Origin of the sequence: Variovorax sp. YR216 (assembly GCF_900107745.1) — a bacterium.
GTDB lineage: Bacteria > Pseudomonadota > Gammaproteobacteria > Burkholderiales > Burkholderiaceae_C > Variovorax.
The window spans coordinates 226197-249517 of record NZ_FNRO01000003.1 but is presented as its reverse complement, the minus strand read 5'-3'; the positions used below and the strand labels follow the sequence as shown (position 1 = coordinate 249517).

At 66.8% G+C, this 23321-nt stretch carries 22 protein-coding genes and 1 pseudogene; 15 read left to right on the top strand and 8 right to left on the bottom strand.

From position 1 onward, the window contains the following. The first annotated feature begins 156 nt into the window (after positions 1-156). The 6 genes from BLW05_RS11065 (at position 157) to BLW05_RS11040 (ending at position 5190) form a co-directional block, all read left to right on the top strand. Entirely contained in the window at positions 157-1005 is an 849-nt protein-coding gene (locus tag BLW05_RS11065) for a 3-hydroxybutyryl-CoA dehydrogenase (protein ID WP_093162531.1), read from the top strand. 37 nt (positions 1006-1042) lie between these two features. Continuing rightward, positions 1043-1858: a crotonase/enoyl-CoA hydratase family protein gene (locus tag BLW05_RS11060; protein WP_093162530.1), complete on the top strand. Its 816-nt coding sequence runs from the start codon at positions 1043-1045 to the stop codon at positions 1856-1858. Positions 1859-1997: 139 nt separating this feature from the next. Further along, positions 1998-2420: a MarR family winged helix-turn-helix transcriptional regulator gene (locus BLW05_RS11055; protein ID WP_305516313.1), complete on the top strand. Its 423-nt coding sequence runs from the start codon at positions 1998-2000 to the stop codon at positions 2418-2420. 48 nt (positions 2421-2468) lie between these two features. Then, complete coding sequence (locus BLW05_RS11050; protein ID WP_093162526.1) at positions 2469-2897, top strand: organic hydroperoxide resistance protein; 429 nt, start codon at positions 2469-2471, stop codon at positions 2895-2897. 126 nt (positions 2898-3023) lie between these two features. Then, the gene (locus BLW05_RS11045) at positions 3024-4145 is read left to right on the top strand and encodes a DUF2855 family protein (RefSeq protein ID WP_093162525.1); all 1122 of its coding nucleotides are present in this window, start codon (positions 3024-3026) and stop codon (positions 4143-4145) included. A gap of 13 nt (positions 4146-4158) precedes the next feature. Then, positions 4159-5190: a serine/threonine protein kinase gene (locus BLW05_RS11040; protein ID WP_093162523.1), complete on the top strand. Its 1032-nt coding sequence runs from the start codon at positions 4159-4161 to the stop codon at positions 5188-5190. A gap of 99 nt (positions 5191-5289) precedes the next feature. Here BLW05_RS11040 and BLW05_RS11035 read toward each other — a convergent pair whose 3' ends face one another. From BLW05_RS11035 to BLW05_RS11020, 4 genes are all read right to left on the bottom strand, one after another. Next, positions 5290-5703, bottom strand: a complete 414-nt coding sequence (locus BLW05_RS11035) for a VOC family protein (protein WP_093162522.1) — start codon at positions 5701-5703, stop codon at positions 5290-5292. 120 nt (positions 5704-5823) lie between these two features. After that, entirely contained in the window at positions 5824-6564 is a 741-nt protein-coding gene (locus BLW05_RS11030; protein WP_093162520.1) for an SDR family NAD(P)-dependent oxidoreductase, read from the bottom strand. A 172-nt stretch (positions 6565-6736) separates the two neighbouring features. Continuing rightward, on the bottom strand, positions 6737-7660 hold the full coding sequence (locus BLW05_RS11025; RefSeq protein ID WP_093162519.1) for a LysR family transcriptional regulator: 924 nt from the start codon (positions 7658-7660) through the stop codon (positions 6737-6739). 118 nt (positions 7661-7778) lie between these two features. Then, the gene (locus tag BLW05_RS11020) at positions 7779-8249 is read right to left on the bottom strand and encodes a MarR family winged helix-turn-helix transcriptional regulator (protein ID WP_093162518.1); all 471 of its coding nucleotides are present in this window, start codon (positions 8247-8249) and stop codon (positions 7779-7781) included. Positions 8250-8375: 126 nt separating this feature from the next. Here BLW05_RS11020 and BLW05_RS11015 point away from each other — a divergent pair, with 126 nt between their 5' ends. After that, positions 8376-10274, top strand: a complete 1899-nt coding sequence (locus BLW05_RS11015; RefSeq protein WP_093162516.1) for an FAD-dependent monooxygenase — start codon at positions 8376-8378, stop codon at positions 10272-10274. Between the two features lie 75 nt (positions 10275-10349). On the opposite strand, the gene BLW05_RS11010 is transcribed toward BLW05_RS11015, so the two are convergent. Continuing rightward, positions 10350-11234, bottom strand: a complete 885-nt coding sequence (locus BLW05_RS11010) for a LysR family transcriptional regulator (protein WP_093162515.1) — start codon at positions 11232-11234, stop codon at positions 10350-10352. A gap of 105 nt (positions 11235-11339) precedes the next feature. Here BLW05_RS11010 and BLW05_RS11005 point away from each other — a divergent pair, with 105 nt between their 5' ends. The 3 genes from BLW05_RS11005 to BLW05_RS10995 are packed head-to-tail and all read left to right on the top strand — an operon-like array spanning position 11340 to position 15239. Further along, positions 11340-13064: an acyl-CoA dehydrogenase family protein gene (locus BLW05_RS11005; protein WP_093162514.1), complete on the top strand. Its 1725-nt coding sequence runs from the start codon at positions 11340-11342 to the stop codon at positions 13062-13064. A 41-nt stretch (positions 13065-13105) separates the two neighbouring features. Further along, positions 13106-14086, top strand: coding sequence for a Bug family tripartite tricarboxylate transporter substrate binding protein (locus tag BLW05_RS11000; protein ID WP_093162513.1), 981 nt, complete (start codon positions 13106-13108; stop codon positions 14084-14086). 22 nt (positions 14087-14108) lie between these two features. Continuing rightward, on the top strand, positions 14109-15239 hold the full coding sequence (locus tag BLW05_RS10995) for a CaiB/BaiF CoA transferase family protein (protein ID WP_093162511.1): 1131 nt from the start codon (positions 14109-14111) through the stop codon (positions 15237-15239). A 58-nt stretch (positions 15240-15297) separates the two neighbouring features. On the opposite strand, the gene BLW05_RS10990 is transcribed toward BLW05_RS10995, so the two are convergent. Next, positions 15298-16071, bottom strand: a complete 774-nt coding sequence (locus BLW05_RS10990) for a DUF2189 domain-containing protein (RefSeq protein WP_093162510.1) — start codon at positions 16069-16071, stop codon at positions 15298-15300. Positions 16072-16201: 130 nt separating this feature from the next. Here BLW05_RS10990 and BLW05_RS10985 point away from each other — a divergent pair, with 130 nt between their 5' ends. The 3 genes from BLW05_RS10985 to BLW05_RS36405 all read left to right on the top strand — a co-directional run bounded on the left by BLW05_RS10985 (position 16202) and on the right by BLW05_RS36405 (position 18644). After that, positions 16202-17107, top strand: coding sequence for a DMT family transporter (locus BLW05_RS10985; protein ID WP_093162509.1), 906 nt, complete (start codon positions 16202-16204; stop codon positions 17105-17107). A 116-nt stretch (positions 17108-17223) separates the two neighbouring features. Further along, the gene (locus tag BLW05_RS10980; RefSeq protein WP_093162507.1) at positions 17224-18186 is read left to right on the top strand and encodes a hypothetical protein; all 963 of its coding nucleotides are present in this window, start codon (positions 17224-17226) and stop codon (positions 18184-18186) included. A 41-nt stretch (positions 18187-18227) separates the two neighbouring features. After that, complete coding sequence (locus BLW05_RS36405; RefSeq protein ID WP_093162506.1) at positions 18228-18644, top strand: MAPEG family protein; 417 nt, start codon at positions 18228-18230, stop codon at positions 18642-18644. Between the two features lie 40 nt (positions 18645-18684). Here the strand turns inward: BLW05_RS36405 and BLW05_RS10970 are convergent. Together BLW05_RS10970 and htpG are read right to left on the bottom strand one after the other, a co-directional pair. Continuing rightward, positions 18685-19614: pseudogene (locus tag BLW05_RS10970) on the bottom strand (AraC family transcriptional regulator); the annotation flags it as partial. A gap of 61 nt (positions 19615-19675) precedes the next feature. Then, the gene (gene htpG, locus BLW05_RS10965; RefSeq protein WP_093162504.1) at positions 19676-21727 is read right to left on the bottom strand and encodes a molecular chaperone HtpG; all 2052 of its coding nucleotides are present in this window, start codon (positions 21725-21727) and stop codon (positions 19676-19678) included. Between the two features lie 265 nt (positions 21728-21992). On the opposite strand from htpG, the gene BLW05_RS10960 reads away from it, so the two are divergent. Continuing rightward, positions 21993-22640 (top strand): hypothetical protein, encoded by a 648-nt coding sequence (locus BLW05_RS10960; RefSeq protein ID WP_093162503.1) that lies wholly within the window; start codon positions 21993-21995, stop codon positions 22638-22640. 35 nt (positions 22641-22675) lie between these two features. Then, positions 22676-23317, top strand: a complete 642-nt coding sequence (locus BLW05_RS10955) for a hypothetical protein (protein WP_093162501.1) — start codon at positions 22676-22678, stop codon at positions 23315-23317. Positions 23318-23321: the final 4 nt, after the last annotated feature.

Below are 23321 nucleotides of genomic sequence, written 5' to 3'. Positions count from 1 at the left end.
TCCGTCGCTTACAGAGTGAACGCGGCACTGTAATTCACCCCGGGCTGTCACACGCGGCAACGGGCACCACCCGGGGCTGTTTCACAATCGGTGCACGCGGCGCCGTCACAGTGCTTTCGGCGCCCCTTCATTTTTCATCTCAAGGAAAGCTATTCCATGACCATTCAGACCGTCGGCATCATTGGTGCAGGAACGATGGGCAACGGCATCGCGCAGGCTTGCGCGGTGGCCGGTGTCAACGTCGTCATGATCGATATCGCGCAGGCAGCCGTCGACAAGGGCATCGCCACCGTGGCGGGCAGCCTCGACCGGCTCATCAAGAAGGAAAAGCTCACCGAAGCCCAGAAGAGCGCCGCACTGGCGCTCATCAAGGGCTCGACCAGCTACGACGACCTGAAGAGCACGCAGCTCGTCATCGAGGCCGCGACCGAGAACCACGAGCTCAAGCTCAAGATCCTCAAGCAGGTGGACGCCCTGCTGCCGCCCGAGGTGATCGTCGCGTCGAACACCTCGTCGATCTCGATTACCCAGCTGGCCGCCGCAACCTCGCGCCCGGACCGCTTCATCGGCATGCACTTCTTCAACCCGGTGCCGATGATGGCGCTGGTGGAGATCATCCGCGGCTACCTCACCAGCGACGCGACGCACGACACGGTGAAGGCGCTGGCCGAGCGGCTGGGCAAGTCGCCGATCACGGTGAAGAACGCACCGGGCTTCGTGGTCAACCGCATCCTGGTGCCGATGATCAACGAGGCCTTCTTCGTGCTGGCCGAAGGGATCGCCACGGCGGAAGACATCGATGCGGGCATGAAGCTCGGCTGCAACCAGCCGATCGGCCCGCTGGCGCTGGCGGACATGATCGGGCTGGATGTCTGCCTCGCGGTGATGGAGGTGTACCTGGAGCAGTTCGGCGACTCGAAGTACCGCCCCTGCCCGCTGCTGAAGGAAATGGTCGCGGCGGGTCAACTCGGCCGCAAGACTGGAAGAGGCGTGTACACGTACTGAACCCCGTACGCCATCGACAGCAAAGGAGACAAACCGGATGACCGCCACGCCCACCACGCCGCCGCACGAGGGCTGCATCGACACGCAGGTGCTCGACCACGTACTGCTGATCGGCATCAACCGCCCCGCCAAGCGCAACGGCTGGACGCCGCCGATGTTCCGCCAGCTCGCCGAGGCCTACACGCGGCTCGATGACGATCCCTCGCTGCGGGTGGGCGTGCTCCATGCCTTCGGCGACCACTTCACCGCGGGGCTGGACCTGCCGGCGGTCACCGAGTTCATGAAGCGCGGCGAGAAGGCCGTCCCGCAAGGGCTGGTCGAGCCGCACGACTTCGGCCTGCCCGGCTATCGCCGGCGCACCAAGCCGATGGTGGTCGCGGTCAAGGGCATCTGCTTCACCGTGGGCATCGAGCTCATGCTCGGCGCCGACATCGTGGTCGCGGCGGACAACTGCCGCTTCTCGCAGATGGAAGTGCAGCGCGGCATCATGGCCACCGGCGGCGCGACGCTGCGCATGGCCGAGCGCGCGGGGCTGGGCAACGCGATGCTGCACCTGCTCACGGCCGACGAGTTCGGCAGCGCCGAAGCCTTCCGGCTCAACTTCGTGCAGAGAGTCGTCCCTGCCGGGAAGGAGCTCGACGAAGCCCTGCGCATCGCGCAACGCATCGCGGCGCAGGCCCCGCTCGCGGTGGTCGCGACCCGGCTCAACGTGATGAAGGCCATCGAGAAGGGCCCCCTCGCGGCGGTCGAGGATTTCATCCCGGTGCAGCAGCAGCTCGCGAACAGCGAGGACGCAGCGGAAGGCGTTCGCTCGTTCATCGAGCGGCGTCCGGCGCGCTTCAGCGGGCGTTGAGCCCGGGGGGTGGCCTTCGGGCCACCTCCAGCGAGCGCCGTCAAACATCTCGCTACAAATTCAATTGCACGCAATTTAATTGATGGCTACAATTCGATCCATGCGTACCCCGGCCTCCTCCGCTCCCTCTGCTGACGAGATGCTCCGACTGGACAACCAGCTCTGCTTCGCGGTCTATTCCGCATCGCTGGCGATGACCAAGCTGTACAAGCCGCTGCTCGAAAAGCTCAAGCTCACCTACCCGCAATACCTCGTGATGCTGGTGCTGTGGGAGCGCGACGGCCTCATGGTGTCCGAACTCGGCGAAAAGCTGTCGCTCGATTCCGGCACGCTCACACCGCTCCTGAAGCGCCTCGAAACCAACGGCCTCGTGGCCCGCATCCGCGACGTGGCGGACGAGCGCCGCGTGCACGTCAACCTCACCGCCGCCGGCCGCAAGCTCAAGACCCGCGCCGCCAGCGTTCCCGCCTGTCTCCTGGCCGCCTCGCAATGCTCGCTCGACGAGATCGCCTCGCTCACGCAGCAGGTGCAGCAATTGCGCGACCGCATCAAGGCGGCGTAGCCAAGCGTTTTCCCGTTCCATTCCACCCACCAACCTGAAGGAAGCATCATGGTCAAGAAACTCGACAAGGTCCTCTACACCGCGCAAGCCCACACCACGGGCGGCCGCGACGGCGGCGCCGGCAAGAGCAGCGACAGCGCGCTCGACGTCAAGCTCAACCCGCCCGGTTCCGGCAAGCCCGGCACCAACCCCGAGCAGCTCTTCGCGGTCGGCTACTCGGCCTGCTTCATCGGCGCGATGAAGGCGGTGTCGTCCAAGATCAGCGTCAAGGTGCCGGAAGACGTGGCGGTCGACGCCAGCGTGTCGCTCGGCCCGATCGACGGCGGCGCGGCCTATGGCATCGCGGTCAAGCTCGCGATCACGCTGCCCGGCCTCGACGACGCACAGAAGAAGCTGCTGGTCGAGACCGCGCACCAGGTGTGCCCGTACTCCAACGCCACGCGCGGCAACGTCGAAGTCGAACTCGCGATCAACTGATCCGCGCCAGACGGCTCCCGGAGCCCGTCGGAGCGTCGCCAACGCGACGGCCCGGCGGGCTTTTTTCATGCAACGGACGCCCCGCTGCGCTAAGGTGCTCCCCGCCCAAGGCAACAGGAGAACCTCGTGAGCACGACCCATTTCCTGGTCCGCAAGGACGACCTCTCTTCCACGCGCCTGCACACCGCCGAGGACCAGCGTCTCGCCGATGGGCAGATCCGCGTGCGCATCGACAGCTTCGCCCTCACCTCGAACAACATCACCTACGCCGCGTTCGGCGACTCGATGAGCTACTGGCAGTTCTACCCGAGCGGCGAAGAAGGCTGGGGAATCATCCCGGTGTGGGGTTTCGCGACGGTGGTCGCTTCGCTGCACCCAGGTGTCGCGGTCGGCGAGCGGCTGTACGGCTACTTCCCGATGGCCTCGGGCGCGGTGCTCACGCCCAGGCGCCTGACGCCCGGCCTGATCTCCGAAGGCGCGGCGCACCGGGCGGCGCTGCCGGCGGTCTACAACCAGTACTTCCGCTGCCAATCCGACCCGCTCTACACCGCCGGCACCGAAGACATCCAGTCGCTGTTGCGGCCGCTCTTCATCACGTCGTGGCTCATCGATGATTTCCTGGACGACAACGACTTCTTCGGCGCGCGTCCGGGCGCGGTGCTGCTGTCGAGCGCGTCGAGCAAGACGGCGTACGGCACCGCCTTCCAGCTTGCGCAGCGCGAAGGCATCCAGGTCGTGGGCCTGACCTCGGCGGCCAACAAGGACTTCTGCGCGAGCCTCGGCTGCTACCACCGCGTGCTTGCCTACGGCGAGCTCGACCAGATTCCCGCGGACACCCCCTGCGTGTACGTGGACTTCGCGGGCGACGGCGAATTGCGCCGGGCGATCCACACACGCTTCACGCAACTCAGGCACAGCGCGGTGATCGGCGGCACGCATGTCGGGCAGCTCGCGCCGAGCGGCAGCGCCAAGGACCTGCCGGGCCCCCGTGCCGCCTTCTTCTTCGCACCGGCGCAGATCAAGAAGCGCGTTGGCGAATGGGGCGAAGAGGCTTTCGGCCAGCGCCTCGCCCAGGCCTGGCGCCACTTCACCGGGCGCGTGACGGACGACAAGACGCCGTGGCTGCGGGTCGAACATCACGACGGCGACGCCGCGGCGCAGGCCGCGTATGCGCATGTGCTGGGCGGCAAGGGCGATCCGCGCGTCGGGCACATCCTGTCGCTCGTGAGGAATCCGGCCGCAAGCTAGCGACAATGGCCGCATGACCCCCTCTGCGGCACCCGCCAACGCCCATCCTTACGAGAGCCTCACGCCGGACGTGGTGCTCGACGCACTGGCCACGCTCGGCCTGCACGGCGACGGCCGGCTCACCGCGCTCAATTCCTACGAGAACCGCGTCTATCAGGTGTACCTGGAAGACCGGGTGCCGGTGGTGGTCAAGTTCTACCGGCCCGGGCGCTGGAGCGAAGCCGCGATCCTCGAGGAACACGGCTTTTCGACCGAACTCGCGGCGGCCGAAGTGCCGGCCGTTGCGCCGATGGCGATCGAGGGCCGCACGCTGCACCATCACGGCGGCTTCGCTTTCAGCGTGAGCCCCTATCGCGGCGGGCGCGCGCCGGAGCTGGACGATTTCGAGGTGCTCGAATGGATCGGCCGCTTTCTCGCGCGCATTCATGCGGTGGGCGCTCAGAAGCCGTTCTTGGCGCGACCGGCGCTCGATCTGCAGACCTTCGGTATTGCTTCGCGCGACTGGCTGATCGGGCACCACATGGTGCCGCTCGACGTGCAGCGCGAATGGGAGACTGCGTGCAACGAAGCATTCGGGATGATCGCGGCGACCGCGCTCGGTGACGGGCCGGGCGATGCCGATCCGCCGCTCGCGAAGCTGCGCCTGCACGGCGACGTGCACCCGGGCAACATCCTCTGGACGCCGACCGACCGCCCAGACGGCGGTCCGCACTTCGTCGACCTCGACGACGCACGCACCGGCTTCGCGGTGCAGGACCTGTGGATGCTGCTCTCGGGCGACCGGGCCCAGCGCACCGGCCAGCTCAGCGGCCTGCTCGACGGCTACGAGCAGTTCCGCAGCTTCGACCGGCGCGAGCTCGCGCTGATCGAGCCGCTGCGCACGCTGCGGCTCATCCACTACAGCGCCTGGCTCGCGCGGCGCTGGGAGGATCCGATCTTCCCGATCAACTTCCCGTGGTTCGGCACCAGCGACTACTGGAAGGGGCAGATCCAGATGCTGCAGGACCAGTGCGAGTCGATGGCGGAAGAGCCTCTCTACGCCTGACCCGGGCCCCGCTCAGTGCACCTTGTGCTTGAGGGCCTTGCGCAACGAGCGCACATCCCGACCCCGATCGCGCGAGGTGCGATGGTCCTCGCGACCGGCTCAGGCGTGGGGCGGAACTGCGTTGGGATCCATCCACATCACCTCCCAAATGTGACCGTCGGGATCCTCGAAGCTGCGCCCATACATGAAGCCGAAATCCTGTACAGGCGTGGGATCCGCTTTGCCGCCAGCACCACTCGCCCTATCAACCAAACTGGACACCTCTTCGCGACTATCGGCTGACAGACACAGCAATACCTGTGCTTCCGCGTGCGCGTCGACGATCCGTTTACTCGTGAATTGGCGCCATTTTTCGTGCGTGAGAAGCATGGCGTAAATCGCATCAGAGATCACCATGCACGCTGCGGTCTCATCACTGAATGCGGGATTGTTGACTGCGCCAATGGCCTCGTAGAACGCCTTTGATCGCTTTAGATTCTTCACCGGCAGGTTAACGAAAATCTGCTTGCTCATTTACTTGACCTTTATGTGAGTCGTGACGGGATTGCGAAAGTGCCTTACTAACGAATGGGGGGGGAATCGATAGAACTCCATGCGCGCGGCAGACAGGACGGATCATGGGCCGGTCCTCACTTAGTCGGTGAAGCCGCCGTCGGCCAGCAGCGAGCGCCCGGTGACCCACGCCATGTCTGGCGACACCAGCGCCGCGATGGCATTGGCAATATCCTCGGGCTCGGCCAGCCGGCCCAGCGGCGTCTTCTCGCGCGCGTGTTCCAGACGCGTTTCTGGAATGCCGTCGGTCATGTCGGTGCGCGTGATGAAGGGCGCGACGGCGTTGACGCGGATCCGGCGCGGCCCGAGCTCAAGCGCAAAGGCGCGGGTGAGCGCGTCCACCGCCGCCTTGCTGGCCGAGTAGACGCCAGTCTCGGCCCTGGGCGCACGGGCGAGGTTGCTCGACACGTTGACGATGCTGCCCCCAGCCGCGCCGAACAGCGGTGCGAACGCCTGCGTCATCAGCATCACGCTGAGCGTGTTGTTGTGGAACTGTTCATCGAAGAATGCGGAGTCCAGCTCGCCGATAGGCCGCGCCCCGAACACGCCCGCATTGTTGACGAGGATGTCTATGCGGTCATGCTCGTCAGCGATGACGTCGGCAAGCGCGCGGACGGAGTTGGCCCGGCCCACGTCCGCCTGAAACGCATGCGCGCGGCCGCCGGCGCTCCGGATCTCGTCGACGACGGCCCGCGCAGCGTCGCGCTGCTGGCGGTAGACCACCACCACGCTGGCGCCGCGAGCAGCCAGGGCGAGCGCGGTCGCTCGGCCGATGCCGCGGGAGGCACCGGATACGACGGCGACTTTGTCTTGCAGGGGCATGAATCGTGTTCTCCGTTAAGGTGCGGGCGCCGAAGGGCCCCATCCATGGCGAGAACGTTATCGGCTCGGTCCAGTGGTGGGAAGCCGGCGTTCTGAAACGCGGCGTTCCGGAACTGGAACGCGCCCAGCGAAGGAACGGCGGGGAATGGGCCGCTCAGCCGGGTGCGAGGGATCAGGTGAGGGTCGGATCGAACGGCCACCTTGCGCGCAACAGTTCGAGGAATACCCGCACGGCGGACGTCATGCCGCGCCGGCTCGGGTACATCGCGTACAGCGTGGCCGGGCGGGAGCGCAGGGCTGGCATCACAGGCACCAGAGTGCCGTCATCGATGGCGTCCTGGCAAAGGTAGGTCGGCAACTGCGCCATTCCGGCGCCGCGCATCGCGAGCTCGCGAATGACCAGCAGGTTGTCCACGGCAATGCCCGGCATCACAGCGATATCCATCGGCTTATCGTCTTCGTCGAAGAACTGCCATGGTCGCGGATTCGCCAGCGTACCTTGCGCGAGGCAGGGATACCCAGCCAGCGCGTCGAGACTTGCGGGTGGTCCGTCGGCTTCCAGCAACGATGGATGCGCCACCACGATCGACGCGGACATGGCCACGGGCACGGCGATCACGTCCTGCGAGGCGAGCGGCACGACGGCTGCACGGATGACCAGGTCAAGGCGCTCCTCGGCCAGGTCGACAAAGCGGTTCGAGAGCGTCAGTTGCACCTGCACGCGCGGATATGCGCGCGCGAACTCGGCCAGGATCGACGGGAGCGTGGTCTCGGCGATCAGCGTGGAGGTGTGGAGGTGGATCACGCCCGATGGCTCAGCCACGGCATTGCGCGTGAGCGCCCCGATCTTGTCCACGTGCGCGGCCGCCTCGCGCGCATGCGCGAGCACCGTCTCGCCAATCGGCGTGAGGCCAAAGACTTGCGCCGACCGGTGCAGCAGCCGCACCCCAAGCGCGCGCTCGAGTGCCGCCACCCGACGCGACAGCCGCGATTTTGCGATGCCGGTCTGCCGCTCGGCGGCGCTGAATCCGCCGGCATCGATGACGTAGATGAAGAGGAGCAGGTCATCGAGATGGGCGCGGATGTCCTGCAGCATGGGAGTCGATTCTGTTTGGGCGGGAGAGCCCGCTCGGGGATCTGGCATGGGAGGTACGGAAGCGAACCGCGAGATTGCGAGGAAGGAGCTGATGCCTCGAGGTGCCCAGTCCGCCGCGTCAGTCTTGGCTTGGCGCGCGACTGAGGTCGTTGTTGGCCTCGACGATCTCGCGCAGCATGCGCATGAACGCCTGCTGATCCTTCCGGGGCAGCGGCTCGAGCATGCGCTTCTGGGCGCGTAGCACGGCCGGCTCGACCTCGCCGAGCAAGGCCCCTCCTTCGTCCGTCAGGCTCAACAGCCGGACCCGCCGGTCGTCCGGCGAGGCGCTGCGCACCATCAGGCCGCGCGATTCCAGCCGGTCGATCACGCCCGCCATCGTCGAGGTATCGAGCCCGATCGAGCGCGCGAGCGAGCGCTGGTCCATTCCCGGCAGGCGCTGGACCGCCCGAAGGCTGGCGTACTGCACCGGCGTCACGCCGAAGGGCTCCGTTTCCTGCAGGAACACCGCGACGGCGATCTGTTGCAGCCGGCGGATGAAGTGGCCGGGAAGGTCTTGGAGATCGGTGTTCGATGAATCGGTCGGGGTCATGGGCGGGATAAGGGTTAACCCTTAATTGATCTCTACCCATTCTATCCTTACACTAATCATCAGCACACTGATAATCAGTGCATCAACCGCAATCCCCTCCACCTCATTTCAATCGGAGCAGACGCAATGCAGTTCTATCGCGATGGATACCGCCCCGGCGATCCGGATATCCGCCCCGCCGCGCCTCGGGCGCTCGCCCGGACGGCCGAGCTTCCCGCCGAAGTCGACGTGCTGATCGTGGGTACGGGCCCGGCAGGCACGGTGCTCGGCGCCCAGTTGTCGGTGTTCCCGAACATCGACACCCGCATCGTGGAGCGGCGCGCCGGGCCGCTGGAAGTGGGCCATGCCGATGGCGTCGCGTCGCGCACGGTCGAGACCTTCCAGACCTTCGGGCTCGCCGATGCGCTGATGCGCGAGGCGTTCTGGATCAACGAGGTGCGGTTCTGGGGTCCGTCCGAGCAGGACCGATCGAAGATCGTGCGTACCGGATGGGTGCCGGACGCCCCCGAGGGCCTGAGCGAGTTCCCGCACGTCATCGTGAACCAGGCGCGCATGCAGGAGTACCTGCAGCGCTACATGGCCCAGTCGCCGAGCCGGCTCACCACCAACTACGGCATCGAGTGCGTCGCCCTCGAAGTCGGCGAAGGCGAGTACCCGGCGGTGGTCACGCTGCGGCACGTGAGTGGCCCTGACGAGGGCAAGGTGTTCACGGTGCGCGCCAAGTATGTCGTTGGCTGCGACGGCGCGCGCAGCAACGTGCGCCGCGCAATCGGGCGGGAACTGCACGGCGATGCCGCCAACCATGCCTGGGGCGTGATGGACGTGCTCGCGAACACCGACTTTCCCGACTGGCGCACCAAGAACGTGATTCAGTCCGCCGGCAAGGGCAGCCTGCTGATGATTCCGCGCGAGGGCGGGACCATGGTGCGTCTGTATGTCGATCTCGGCGAGGTGCCCGCGGGCGATTCGAAGATCCGCAAGACCACGGTGGAGCAGATGACGGCGGTCGCGAACGCGATCCTGCATCCGTACTCGATCGACGTGAAGTCGGTCGCGTGGTCGTCGGTGTACGAGGTGGGCCAGCGGGTCACGGACCGGTTCGATGACGTGCCCGTCGGCGACACCAGCGGGCGCCTGCCGCATGTGTTCATCGCCGGCGACGCCTGCCACACGCACTCGGCGAAGGCCGGCCAGGGCATGAACGTGTCGATCCAGGACACCTTCAACCTGGGCTGGAAGCTCGCCGCGGTGCTCGAAGGCCGCTCGCCCGCGTCGCTGCTGCACAGCTACTCGGCCGAGCGCCAGTCGGTCGCGCAGGACCTGATCGATTTCGACCGGCACTGGTCGGCCTTCATCGCCCAGCCCACCGTCGATCCGGCACATCCCGAACGCGGCGGCGTGACGTCCGAGCAGATGAAGGCGGAGTACGGGCGGCAGTTGCGGTACGTCGCCGGCCAGGCGACGAAGTACAAGCCGTCGCTGCTGACCGGGAACGACACCTACCAGCATCTGGCGACGGGGTTCGAGATCGGCACCCGCTTCCACTCCTCGCCGGTGGTCCGGGTCGCCGACGGCCGGCGGCTGCATCTCGGCCACGTCCACGTCGCCGACGGGCGCTGGCGCCTCTACGCCTTCGGCGACACCGGCCATGGCCTGAGCGATTTCGCGCGCTGGCTCACCGAATCGCCCGCTTCACCCGCGCTGCGCTTCGCCCCCGCGGGCGCGGACCTGGACGCGATCGTCGACGTGCACGGCATCTTCCGCAGCGGCCACCACGAGGTCGACATCGGCACGGTTCCCGCGATCCTGCGTCCCTGCTCGGGGCCGCTGGGATTGCAGGATTGGGAAAAGGTGTGGGCGGTCGACCCGCGCGATGACATCTTCAGCGCCCGTGGGATCGCCAGCGATGGCGCGATCGTGGTGGTGCGGCCCGACCAGTACGTCGCGCACGTGCTGCCGTTGTCCGCGCGCGATGAACTGAGCGACTTCTTCGCCGGATTCCTCCTCGAGCCCGCGCGGCGTTGAGCCCCCGATGACCGCCACGATGACCTTGGCCTCGTTGACGGCAAGGGCCTTCACGCCGGTCGGAAGCGAGGAGATTCAACCGGCACGTCCTGCCTGCACGGTACGCAGAAAGGCCTGGACCACTGCGTTCTCGGGCCCATCGCGCCACACGCAATAGGACTCCGACTGCGCAACCTGCTCCTCCAGCGGCCGGAAGACCGCGCCGCGCAGCGCCGAATGGTGGAGCGCGTTCGGCACCAGGGCGACCCCCATGCCCTGGGACACCAGCGACACCACCGACAGCCAGTGGCGCACTTCATGACGCACCTCCGGCCGAAAGCCGGCATCCGCGCAGATGGCCAGGATGCGCTCGTGATAGTCCGGCGACACGTTGCGCGAGAAGAGCACGAACGGCTCGTCGCGCAGGCTCGCCGCGGGCACGGTGCGCCGCCGCGCGAGGCGATGACCGACGGGCAGGCAGGCGACGAAAGGCTCGGACACCAGCAGCGCATGCTTCAGCTCCGCCGGCATGCGGCTGGTGTGCACGAAGCCGAAGTCCAGGCGGTCGTGCAGCAGTTCGGCGATCTGTTCGCCCGAATTGAGCTCCGACAGCGTGATCCGCACCGCGGGATGCTTCGCCTGGAACTTGCGCAGCGCCTGCGGCAGCCCACGGTAGAGCATCGCGCCGACGAAGCCGATGCGCAGGCGTCCCGCCGAACCCTGCGACACGTCGCGCGCCTCGAGCGCCGCTTCTTCGGCCTGCCGCAGCAGCGCGCGCGCCGACAGCAGCAGGGCATCGCCCGCCGGGGTTAGCCGCACCTCCTTGCTGTTGCGGTCGAACAGGCGGGCGCCGACGGATTCCTCCAGCTGCCGGATCGCAACGCTCAGCGGCGGCTGCGAGATCGAGAGCCGGCGCGCGGCGCGGCCGAAGTGCAGCTCCTCGGCCAGCACGACGAAGTAGCGCAGATGTCGCAGTTCCATGCGGCGCAGTCTCCCACGATAGGCAAACCGGATCAATCAAGACCTAATCGATATTGGACAAGAATCGTCGAGCGCTCGAACATCCGGCCACAAAGGAGACGAGCCATGTCCAGCACCACAGCGAAGACCGGCCCAGCCGGAGCGAACGCCGCCCATCCCGTGCCCGACCGCCACGGGCAGAACCTCTTCACCACCGACACCGAGCTGCACAGGCTCATCGCGCTGTACCTGCCGCCCGATCTGGCCCGGCACATGCAGCCGCATTTCGAGCGGCTCGGCGCACTGGCCGGCGGCCCGCTCGACGAGCTGGCGCAGACCGCGGACCGCAATCCCCCGACGCTCAAGCTCCGCACCCGCACCGGCATCGACGACCAGAAGGTGATCAAGCACCCGGCCTACGTCGAGATGGAGCGCCTCGCGCTGAGCGAATTCGGCCTGGCCGCGATCTCCCACCGCGACGAGACGCTCGGCTGGAAGGGCAAGATGCCGCCGCTGGTCAAGTACATCCTGACCTACCTCTTCGTGCAGGCCGAGTTCGGTCTGTGCTGCCCGGTCTCGATGACCGATTCGCTGGCGCGCACGCTCAAGAAGTTCGGCAGCCCCGAGCTGGTCGAGCGCTTCCTGCCGCGCTTCCAGTCGGTCGACTTCGACACGCTGGCGCAGGGCGCCATGTTCATGACCGAGCAGGCCGCTGGCTCCGACATCGCGGCCACGGCGACCCGCGCCGCGCAGGATGCATCGGGCCAGTGGCGCCTGACCGGTGACAAGTGGTTCTGCTCCAACCCCGACGCGGATTTCGCGATGGTCCTGGCGCACGTCGAAGGCGCGCCCGCGGGCATGAAGGGCGTGTCGCTGTTCCTCCTGCCGCGCCAGCTCGACGACGGCAGCGCCAACCACTACCGCATCATTCGCCTCAAGGACAAGCTGGGCACCCGCTCGATGGCCAGCGGCGAGATCCGGCTCGAAGGCGCCATCGCGTACCTCGTCGGCGAACAGGGCCGCGGCTTCGTGCAGATGGCCGACATGGTCAACAACTCGCGCCTGTCGAACGGCGTGCGCGCCGCCGGCCTGATGCGCCGCGCGGTCGCCGAGGCCGAGTACATCGCCAGCGAGCGCCGCGCCTTCGGCAAGCGCCTTGCCGACATGCCGCTGATGCAGCGCCAGTTGACCAAGCTGCGCCTGCCGGCCGAGCAGGCGCGCACGATGGTGTTCCAGACCGCGCTGGCGCTCGCGCGTTCGGACGGCGGCGACGCCTGCGCCTATCCGCTGCTGCGCATCCTCACGCCGCTCATCAAGTTCCGCGCCTGCCGAGATGCGCGCAAGGTGACCGGCGACGCGATGGAAGTGCGCGGCGGCTGCGGCTACATCGAGGAATGGTCCGACCCGCGCCTCGTGCGCGACGCGCACCTGGGCTCGATCTGGGAAGGCACGAGCAACATCGTCGCGCTCGACGTGCTGCGCGCGATCAAGCGCGAGGATTCGCTGACGGCACTGCAGGCGCACTTCGGCAAGCTGCTCGACGAGGCCGCGGTGGCGCCGGCCTTTGCAGCGGCCCTGCGCGATGCACTGACCCGCGCCTGCGCACTGGCTGCGACCGCGACGCAGGAAGGCGGCGACGTGATCGCCCGTCAGGCGGCGTCTGCGCTCTATCACACCTGCAGCGCGATCGCGATGGCCTGGGAAGGCTCGCGCACCGGCTCGGCGCAGCGCATCGACTGGGCGCAGCTGGTGCTGCTGCACCGCGTGCTGCCGCGCGATCCACTCACGCCCGACGCGGTGCCGGCCGACTGGTCCGCCAAGACGCCAGCGCCCACGCTCGCCACCGCCTGAAACCGCGCTTTCCAGATCACGACGAACGACAGGAGACATTCATGAAGAAATTCCTCGCGCCCCTTCTCATCGCCTGCGCCTCGGCGCTGCCCATGGTTCCGGCCGCCCACGCGGAAGGAGCCTTCCCCGACAAGCCCCTGATGCTGGTGGTGCCCTTCCCCCCGGGCGGCCCGACCGATGCGATGGCGCGCACGCTCGCGGCCGAGATCAAGGAGCACATCGGCCAGACGATGATCGTGGAGAACCGCGGCGGAGCCGGCGGCAACATCGGCGCCGAGTTCGTCGCGCGCGCACCGGCCGACGGGTATGTGCTGCTGTTCGGCACCTCCGGGCCGCTGGCGATCAATTCGAGCCTCTACCGCAAGATCAACTACGACCCGTCGAAGAGCTTCGCGCCGGTGATCCAGGTCGGCCACCTGCCGAACATCCTGGTCGTGAATCCCTCGGTGCCGGCTAAGAACGTCAAGGAGTTGATCGCCTACGCCAAGAGCAATCCGGGCAAGCTGAGCTATGCCTCGTCGGGCAACGGCGCTTCGTCGCACCTCGCGGGCGTGCTGTTCAACTCGATGGCCGGCGTGGACCTGCAGCACATCCCGTACAAGGGCACCGGCCCGGCGCTGACCGACCTGCTGGGCGGCCAGGTGAGCATGAGCTTCACCGACGTGCTGACCGCCATGCCCTACCTCAAGTCCGGCAAGCTGCGTGCGCTCGGCGTGACCACCGCCCAGCGCTCGCAGGCACTGCCTGACGTGCCCACGCTCGCCGAGCAGGGCCTGAAGGGCTACGACGTGAGCGTGTTCTTCGGCATCGTCGCGCCGGCCGGCACGCCGCCGGACCGTGTGAAGAAGCTCAACGAGGCCTTCGCGAAGGTGCTCGCCTCGCCGAAGGTGAAGCAGCAGTTCGCGAGCCAGGGCCTCGAACCGGCGCCGTCGACTTCGCCGGAAGCGCTCGCCAGATTCATCCCCGAACAGATGAGCATGTGGGCGACGGTGGTCAAGCAGTCCGGCGCGCAGCTCGACTGAGACCGGCCCAGGAGCAGCCCCCATGACCACGAATGCCCCCACCACCGGCGCCCTCGCGGGCGTCCGCGTGCTCGACATTTCCCGCATCCTCGGCGGCCCGTACTGCGGCCAGATCCTCGGCGATCACGGCGCCGACGTGCTCAAGGTCGAGCCGCCGCAAGGCGACGACACACGCACCTGGGGCCCGCCCTTCCGCGACGGCGTGGCGTCGTACTACCACGGGCTCAACCGCAACAAGCGCATCCAGCACCTGGACCTCGGCACGCCCGAGGGGCGCGAGGCGCTGCTGGCGCTGGTCGCGCAAGCCGACGTGCTGATCGAGAACTTCAAGACCGGCACCATGGAGCGCTGGGGCATCGGCTACGAGGCGCTGTCGAAACGCTTCCCGCGCCTCATCTGGTGCCGCGTCTCGGGCTTCGGCGCGGATGGTCCGCTCGGCGCCCTGCCCGGCTACGACGCGGCGGTGCAGGCGATGACCGGCATCATGAGCATCAACGGCGAAGCGGACGGCGGGCCGCTGCGCGTGGGCCTGCCGGTGGTCGACATGGTGACCGGCCTCAATGCGGTGATCGGCGTGCTGCTGGCGCTCAACGAACGACAGCGCAGCGGCCGCGGGCAGTTCGTGGAGGCTGCGCTGTACGACAGCGGCCTCTCGCTGCTGCATCCGCATGCGGCCAACTGGTTCATGGACGGCACCGAGCCGAGACGCACCGGCAATGCGCACCCGAACATCTACCCCTACGACGCGCTCAAGACGCGCACGGATCCGATCTTCGTCGCGGTGGGCAACGACCGACAATTCGCGAGCTTTTGCGCGTGCATCGGGCGGCGTGAATTGGCCGAGGACCCGCGCTACGCCACCGCCGGCCAGCGGTCGGTGAACCGCGACGGGCTCAAGCAGCAACTGGAAGCCGCGCTGGCCGACTTCGACGGGCGCTCACTGGTCGACACACTGATGGCGGCCGGCGTGCCCGCCGCGCCGGTGCTGCCGGTGGATGCGGCGCTGACGCACCCACACACCGCGCATCGCGGCATGGTGGTCGAGCTCGAAGGCGGCTACCGCGGCATCGGCTCGCCGGTCAAGCTGAGCCGCACGCCGGCGACCTACCGCCATGCGCCGCTGACGCCGGGCGACCGGTTTCAGGACGAGTAGGGAACGCGCCGCTCGGTACACCTTGCGCAGCGAACGAATGGATTGCGTCGCAGCGGAATCAGGTGCCCACCATCTCGCGGTAGGCGTGCCAACTCGCATGCGCAAGCCACGGGAAGATCACGATGAGCCCGAGCATGAATGTCGCGAAGCCAAGGGCTGTCAGGGTTGCGATCAACGCCGCCCACAGCAACATGGCACCCGGATTGCGGGCGCAGCATCGCAGGCTGGTCAGCGCCGCGGTGATCACGTCCATGGGGCGATCCATCAGTAACGGCACACTGACGACGCCGAGCGCGAAGACCAGCACTGCCACCGTGGCGCCCACCGCGAGGAAGGCGAGCACCAGACTGGGCGCCTGGCCCGACAGGAGCAGCGCCGGAGGCAGGTGCGGCACATGCTGCACCTGCTCGGTGTAGAACAGTGCGAAGACGATGGCCGCCAGGCGCTCCCAGGCCAGGTACGCCAGCACGAGCACCAGACCGAACAGTGCAATCGAATCGGCGTTGCCTTTCCACGCGCGGAAAGCCAGTGTGGAATCCGGCTTTGCGGACTGCTCCCGCTGGCGCGACAGCGCATACAGCGGCATCGCGACGAACGGGGCCACCAGCAGAAATCCGCCGAGCAGCGCTGGCGCAAGGTAGGTGGCCTGCCAAGTTGCGGCCATCAGGATCAGGCCCACGACGGCCACCACCGCACCGATGCCGAAGCTGACGCCAGGACGGAACACCAGATCACGCGCCCCCGATCGCAGCCACGCGAAGGCCCGCAATACGCTCACCCGGCGCACCGCGGGCGCCTCCAGATAGGATTGACTGTCGAGCGGGTGTTCCATGGCGCACACTCCTATGTGACGTGCCAAAAGGCGTCGGCGCTATGACGGCCAGCATAGTCAGTTCACATCGCCGGCGACTTGACGCCAATCAAGTCCCTGCATCCTGCGACCCCTTCACCTCTCCCGGAAAATGCCCCCCGCGAACAAGGCCCCCAAAGCCCCGGACCTGAGCACCGGCATCGGGCTCGTCCTGCTGACCACGTGCATGTTCGCCGGCAGCGATGCAACGATCAAATACCTCGGCGGATCGATTCCGGTGCTGGTCCTGCTGTGGGTGCGCTACATGTTCCAGACCGCCACCATGGCCGGATGGCACTTGCTGCGGGGCGGACCGCTCAAGATCCGAAGCCGGGTCCCCGCGCTGCAGTGTCTCCGCGGCGCCCTGCTGCTCTGCAACTCGGCGGCCTCGTTCTACGGCGTTCAGCATCTTCCGCTGGCCGAGTTCACCGCGCTCATGCTGCTCGCCCCCGTGGCGACCACCGTGCTGAGTGCGCTCGTGCTCAAGGAGCAAGTCTCGCCCGCACGGTGGGCCATGGTCGCGCTCGGCGTTGCCGGCATGCTCGCCGTCGTGCGGCCGGCCGGCGCGGGCGCGCTGGGCTGGGGCGCACTGCTGCCCATCTCCAGCGCGCTCTGCTATGCGGCTTTCCAGCTGGTGACGCGCCGCATCGCCAGCGCGGACGATCTCGTCGTCACGAACCTTCTGTCCGCGCTGCTCGTGACCTCGGTACTGGGCGCGGTGCTGTGGGCGCTTCCACTCGATCTCGCACCGACGCTTCGCCTCGCGAGCGGCAAGCAGTGGGCCCTGTTGCTGCTGATGGGCACGTTCGCCACCGTAGGCCATGTCTGCATGGCCGGCGCCGTTCGGGTGGCCCCGCTGTCGGTGCTGATGCCCTTCGCCTACGCGCAGATCATTTTCGCGACGGCGATCGGGTGGCTGCTGTTCGCCCATGCGCCTGACCTGTGGGCGGTCGCCGGCATCTGCCTCATCGGGCTGGGCGGCATCGGGACCGTGTGGCTGAACGGCCGACCGGCGTGATCCCGTCACGGCCCGTGTCCGGATGATCGGGTAAGTTTTGCAGACGCGCGGCCCGACCTGACAGGCGCCTCGCTTTGATCATCGAGTCTCCTTCAACGACATTGAAAGAGGCCATCATGCAAAGCGCTCCTTCTGCAAACCAGTACGCCAAGGTCATCGAGAACTCCAAGCGCGTCCGCTGGGACATCGACGACGACGTCATCCGCAACCGGCGATTCGATCTCGCGAAGACCTTCCTGCCGGCGGGCCTGTCGCTGGTGAACGAGCTGGATTTCATGACGCCGGGCGATCGTCGCCTGCTCAGCCAGGTGCAAGGCCGAAGCTACGCCTACATCTTCGGCCTCGTGGAGCGCTTCATCGGCGCCAAGATGCTCGAGATCAGTCGCCAGCATGCACTGGGCGACCAGACCGCCCTTGAGGCGCTGGTCCGCATGACCGACGAGGAACTGAAGCACCAGCGGCTGTTCCGTCGCATGGAATCGATGATGGCCGACGACATGCCGGTGGGGTACATGGCCACCGCCGACCCCGACGCGGTCGCCTCGGCCGTGCTCAGCAAAAGCGCCTGGTCGGTCCTCGCGCTGACGCTGGACATCGAGCTCTTCACGCAAGCCCACTATCGCGCGAGCATCGAACCGGAGGACGACCTGTGCGCGCTGTGGAAGGACGTCTTCCTGGCCCACTGGAAGGAAGAGTCGCAGCACGCGATGCTGGACGAGCTGGAGTTCCTTCGCGAGGACGCGCACCTCAGCGCCGCCGAGCGCGATGCCGCCGTCGGCGACCTGATCGACCTGGTCGTGGCGGTGGACGGGATCCTCACCGCGCAGGCGAGCGCCGATGCGAGCTACTTCGGATCGATCGCGGGCATGCGCTACGACGATGCGCAGCGCGCGGCCATCGCCGAGGGGATCCTGAAGGCCTATCGCTGGCAGTACATCGTGTCGGGCGTGACGGCGCCGCGCTTCCAGAAGATCCTGTTCGGCGTGCTGGACGACAGCCAGGCCGCCCGGGTGACGGACGCACTGCAGCCGCTGCTCCATGCGGTGCCCGCGCCGTCGTCCAGCGTGACTCGCCACTAGCCCACCACAAGGTTCGCCAGGGTCCACCAAAGGAGGACGACATGCTGCCGGAACTGATGTTGCTGGGTTTCGCGGCCTGGACCCTGCTTCTTCTGCTCACCACGGTGGGCGCCTACAGGTTGAGCCGCGTCTTCCTGGGCCGGGCGGGAATGAGCGAATTCCCGGCCGATCCTGTCGAGGGGCAGGACTGGTACCGGCGCGCGATGCGCGCACATGCAAACTGCCTCGAGAACCTGCCGGTGTTCGCGGTGCTGGTCTATGCGCTGCGCGCGTTCTCGATCTCCGAGCCCGCGGTGGATGCGCTGTGCGTGGTCATCCTGGCGGCGAGGATCCCCCAGTCGCTGGTCCATGTCTGCTTCGAGCAGACGGACCGTGTGGTGTCGGTGCGCTTTGCGTTGTTCTTCGTCCAGTTCGCGTGCTTCTTCGGGCTGATCGCACTGGTCGTGTTGCATCGTTGACATCAGGCGGGCCCTTGAGACCGTGTTCGCGGCGCCAGGAGGCCGGGGGCACGCCGAACTCGCGCTTGAAGGCGCGGCTGAAGGCCGTGTCGGTTTCATAGCCCACCTCCAGCGCGATGTGCATCATGCTCAGGGCGCTGCGCCGCAGGAGGTTCGACGCGAGCGCCATGCGCCACTTGACGAGGTACTGGATCGGAGGCTGCCCGACGTAGTGGGTGAACTTCTCGGCGAGCACCGATCGCGAGGTTCCCACGTCATGGGCCAGGCTTTCGAGCGTCCACTGATGCGCCGGCTTCTCGTGCATGAGGGCGAGGCTCCTGCTGACCACACGATCGCGCAAGCCGGCGAACCAACCGGTGTTCCCCTCCGACATCTGGGAGATGTAGCGGCGCAGCGTCTCGACCACCAGCACTTCGGACAGTTTGGCCAGCACGCCTTCGCCGCCGGGCTCGGTGGCGGCAGCCTCCGCGACGGCATAGACGAAGGAACGCTCCACCCAGTCGGTGCTTACGTCCCGCCTCAGGCTGACCGTCAGCACCCGCGGCAGTGTCGCGAGGATCGGCTTGCACAGCACCGGATCGCACGACAGATAGCCGCAGATGATGCGCGTCGGCGCACCGCCGCCGCCGAGCTGCAGTTCCTCGGGCCTCTCGCGCAACAGGCCGTGCACGTCGAGCATCGGCATCGGCCCGTTCGATGCGGACGACGCCATGGTGTGCGCATCGCCATGTGGAAAAAGAATGATGTCGCCGGCCTGCAGGTGAAGAGGCGGCAAGCCGTCCAGCGTCACTGTGCACGAACCATCCACGAACAGGTGATAGAAGAGCAGGCGCTCGGACCCCGCGTTGACCTGCCTGGCCACCGTGTCCGCTTCCGGGGAAGCCAGGCACCACGGCGCGGTAAACCGGGCCTTGAAGAAGATCGCGCTGTTGAATTGCAGGACCTTCAGGACCTCTGACAAGGCATCCATATCGCCTCCTCAGGAGGGCCGACCAGACGCCTCTCGGCGCCGATCGGCCGGGTGCACGGCCTCAGGCCAGCAGTGCGTTCACGCGCTTCACATAGGCCGCCGGATCGGCCGGCAAACCGCCTTCGGCGAGCAGCGCCTGATCGAACAGGATGTTCGCCAGATCGTCGAAGTGCGCCGAGCTCTCCAGCTTCTTCACCAGCGGATGTTCGGCGTTGACTTCCAGCACCGGCTTCACTTCGGGTGCCGGCTGGCCTGCCTGCCTGAGCATGCGCGCGAGCTGCGTGCTCATGCCGCCGTCCTGCACCACGAGGCACGCGGGTGAATCGACGAGGCGCGTGGTCACGCGCACGTCCTCGGCCTTGTCCTTGAGCGCTTCCTTGAGGCGCTCCAGCACCGGCTTGAAGGATTCGGCCGTTTCCTCGGCCGCCTTCTTCTCGGCTTCGTCCTGCAGCTTGCCCAGATCGACCGCGCCCTTGGCCACGCTCTGCAGTTGCGTGCCGTCGAACTCGGTGAGGTAGTTGAGCGCCCATTCGTCGACGCGGTCCGTCATCAGCAGCACCTCGATGCCCTTCTTCCTGAAGATCTCGAGCTGCGGGCTGTTCCTGGCGGCCGCCAGCGTGTCGGCGGTGATGTAGTAGATCGCGTCCTGGCCTTCCTTCATGCGCGACTTGTAGTCGGCCAGGCTCACGCTCACGGTGTCGCTGGTGGTCGATGCAAAGCGCAGCAGCTTCGCGATGCGGTCGCGGTTGACGAAGTCTTCGCCCAGGCCTTCCTTGAGCACCGCGCCGAACTCGGCGTAGAACTTCGCGTACTTGCCCGATTCGTCCGCGAACTCCGCGGCGGCTTCGGCGGCCGGCGTGGGCTGCGCGTTCTTGTCGACCACATCTGTCACTCCCTCGGTCGGCTCCGGCGAAGGCACCGATTCGCCCGAGCCCACGTCGATCTTGCCTTCGCCGCTTTCGCTGCCGGTCTTCTGCTTCTTCGCGAGGTCTTCCAGCATGCCGAGCACGCGCTTGGTGCTGCCCTCGCGGATGGCCTTCACGTCGCGGCTTTCCTGCAACAGTTCGCGGCTCACGTTGAGCGGCAGGTCGGCCGAGTCGATCACGCCCTTGACGAAGCGCAGGTAGCTCGGCAGCAGCGATTCGGCGTCGTCCATGATGAAGACGCGCTTGACGTAGAGCTTCACGCCCGCGTGCTTGTCGCGGTTCCAGAGGTCCATCGGCGCCTTGGCCGGGATGTAGAGCAGCTGCGTGTACTCCGTGTTGCCTTCGACGCGGTTGTGGCTCCAGGCCAGCGGCGCCTCGTAGTCGTGGCTGATGTTCTTGTAGAACTCGACGTACTGTTCCTCGGTGACGTCCTTCTTCGCGCGGCTCCAGAGTGCGTTCGCCTGATTGACGGTCTCCCACTCGCCGGTCTTGACCATCGAGCCGCCCTTGTTGTCCTCGCCCTCCTTCCATTCCTCTTTCTCCATGAGGATGGGCAGCGAGATGTGATCGGAGTACTTGCCGATCACCGACTTGAGCTTCCAGGCGTTCAGGTATTCGTCCGCGTCTTCGCGCAGGTGCAGCGTGACGCTGGTGCCGCGCTGCGGGCGGTCGATGCTGTCGACTTCGAAGTCGCCGGCGCCCGCGCTGACCCAGCGCACGCCTTCCGCCGCCGGCAGGCCCGCGCGGCGCGATTCGACGGTGATCTTGTCGGCCACGATGAAGCCCGAATAGAAGCCCACGCCGAACTGGCCGATGAGCTGCCCTTGCTCGGTGACTGTGGCCTTCTGGTCGCCCGAGAGCCTGCTCATGAACTCGCGGGTGCCGCTCTTGGCGATGGTGCCGAGGTTGTCGATGGCTTCCTGCAGGCCGAGGCCGATGCCGTTGTCGGCGATGGTGATGGTCTTGGCGTCCGGGTCGAAGGACACGCGCACCTCGAGATTGGGCTGGTCTTCGTAGAGCGCCGGCTGGTCGATGGCCTCGAAGCGCAGCTTGTCGCAGGCGTCCGATGCGTTCGAGATCAGCTCGCGCAGAAAGATCTCCTTGTTCGAGTAGAGCGAATGCGTGACGAGGTGAAGCAGTTGCGCGACTTCAGCCTGGAAGGGGAGTTTGGTCTTGGAAATGGTCATGACGCGTTGTCAGTCGAGAGTGAACACATCGCCGATGGCGAACAGGCAACTTTACTGGACGCCCTTGACGCGACCAACCGTGACCGAATTCACGCCCGCAGTTGGCGCCTACCCACAGCTACAAAGACTTACATCACAAATAGGCCCTCAAAAGTACTCACCCGAACATTTATGAGAACTATGTCCTACGTCGAACGTGGGAGGCCTCCTACATTTTGCTCACCAACTTTCACCGGCCCCCTCTCAATCCACTCAGGAAACAAACATGAAAAAGCTCCTTCTGGTCTCGGTCGCTGCAGCAGTTCTTTCGCCGCTGGCGGCCCTGGCGGAATCGAACGTGAACCCCAGCACCCCCGCCAACGGCACCGCACAGGCCCGAGTGGATGTCAAGATCACCGTTCCGCGCGTGCTCTTCCTGCAAGTCGGTACCGGCACGATCATGGCTGCAGGAACGACGGTCGACCTGATGGACTTCCAGGTGCCCGCAAGTGGCATTGGCAACAGCACCGCCGTGGCAGCCACCGCCGCCAGCGGGGACCAGACCAACGGCGCCGTCACGGTTCGCGTGCTGGCCAACGGCAACAGCAACGTGAGCCTGAACTCCTCCACGAGCGGCGCCATGACCAACGGCGCGGGCTCGAGCATCGGATGGGACCAGATCACTGTCGCGACAGCGCCCCTGGCCACGACCACGACCGGCTACACCAACGTCGGGATCACGCATCCGGCCTTCAACGCCTCCAACACCGGCGCAGGCACCGCGACGACGTTGACGGCGAGTTCCGGCCTGGTTCGCCAGGAAGGCAAGTGGACCTATGCCTACAAGAACGCGAACGTGGTGGCGGCCGGTACCTACGGTGGCGCAAACAACACCAACAACGGCACGGTGACCTACACCGCCACGATGCCCTGAGCGCGTCGGCTACTTCCTGCTGATTCATTCCGATCATGTGGACCTGGGCGCGGCTGGCGCTGCTGGCCGGGCTCGGCGCAACCGTGCTGACTCCGGCCCACGCCGACTCCAAATTCGTCAGCGGCGCGAGCGGCACGCTGACGGCGACGGCCAACCTCGACCTGGTGGTGACCATCCCGCGCATCCTGTACCTGCGCGTGGGCACCGGCACCGAATATGCCGCCAACGGCACGGTCGACATGATCAGCTTCGCCGTGCCGGCAGCGCAGGTCGGCAACGGCACGGCGGTGGCGGGCACCGGCGGCGACCTGGGCAATGGCGCAGTCACGGTGCGGGTGATGGGCAATGGGGGCGACATCACGCTCAACTCCAACACCACCGGCGCACTGAACAACGGCACGTCCAGCCAGCAGATCGGCTGGAACCAGATCACCGTGGCCAGCAGCGCACTGGGGAGCACCACGGCCAACTTCAACAACGGCAGCATCACCCACCCGAGCTTCAATGCCACGGGCGGGGCGGGCTCGTCGGTGCTTCTGCCCTCCACCAACAAGATGGTGCGACAGGAGGGCAAGTGGACCTACAGCTACGCGAACAGCGCTGTGGTCGCAGCCGGCACGTACGGTGGCGCCGGCGTCAACAATGGCCGGGTCACCTACACGGCGACCATGCCCTGAACAC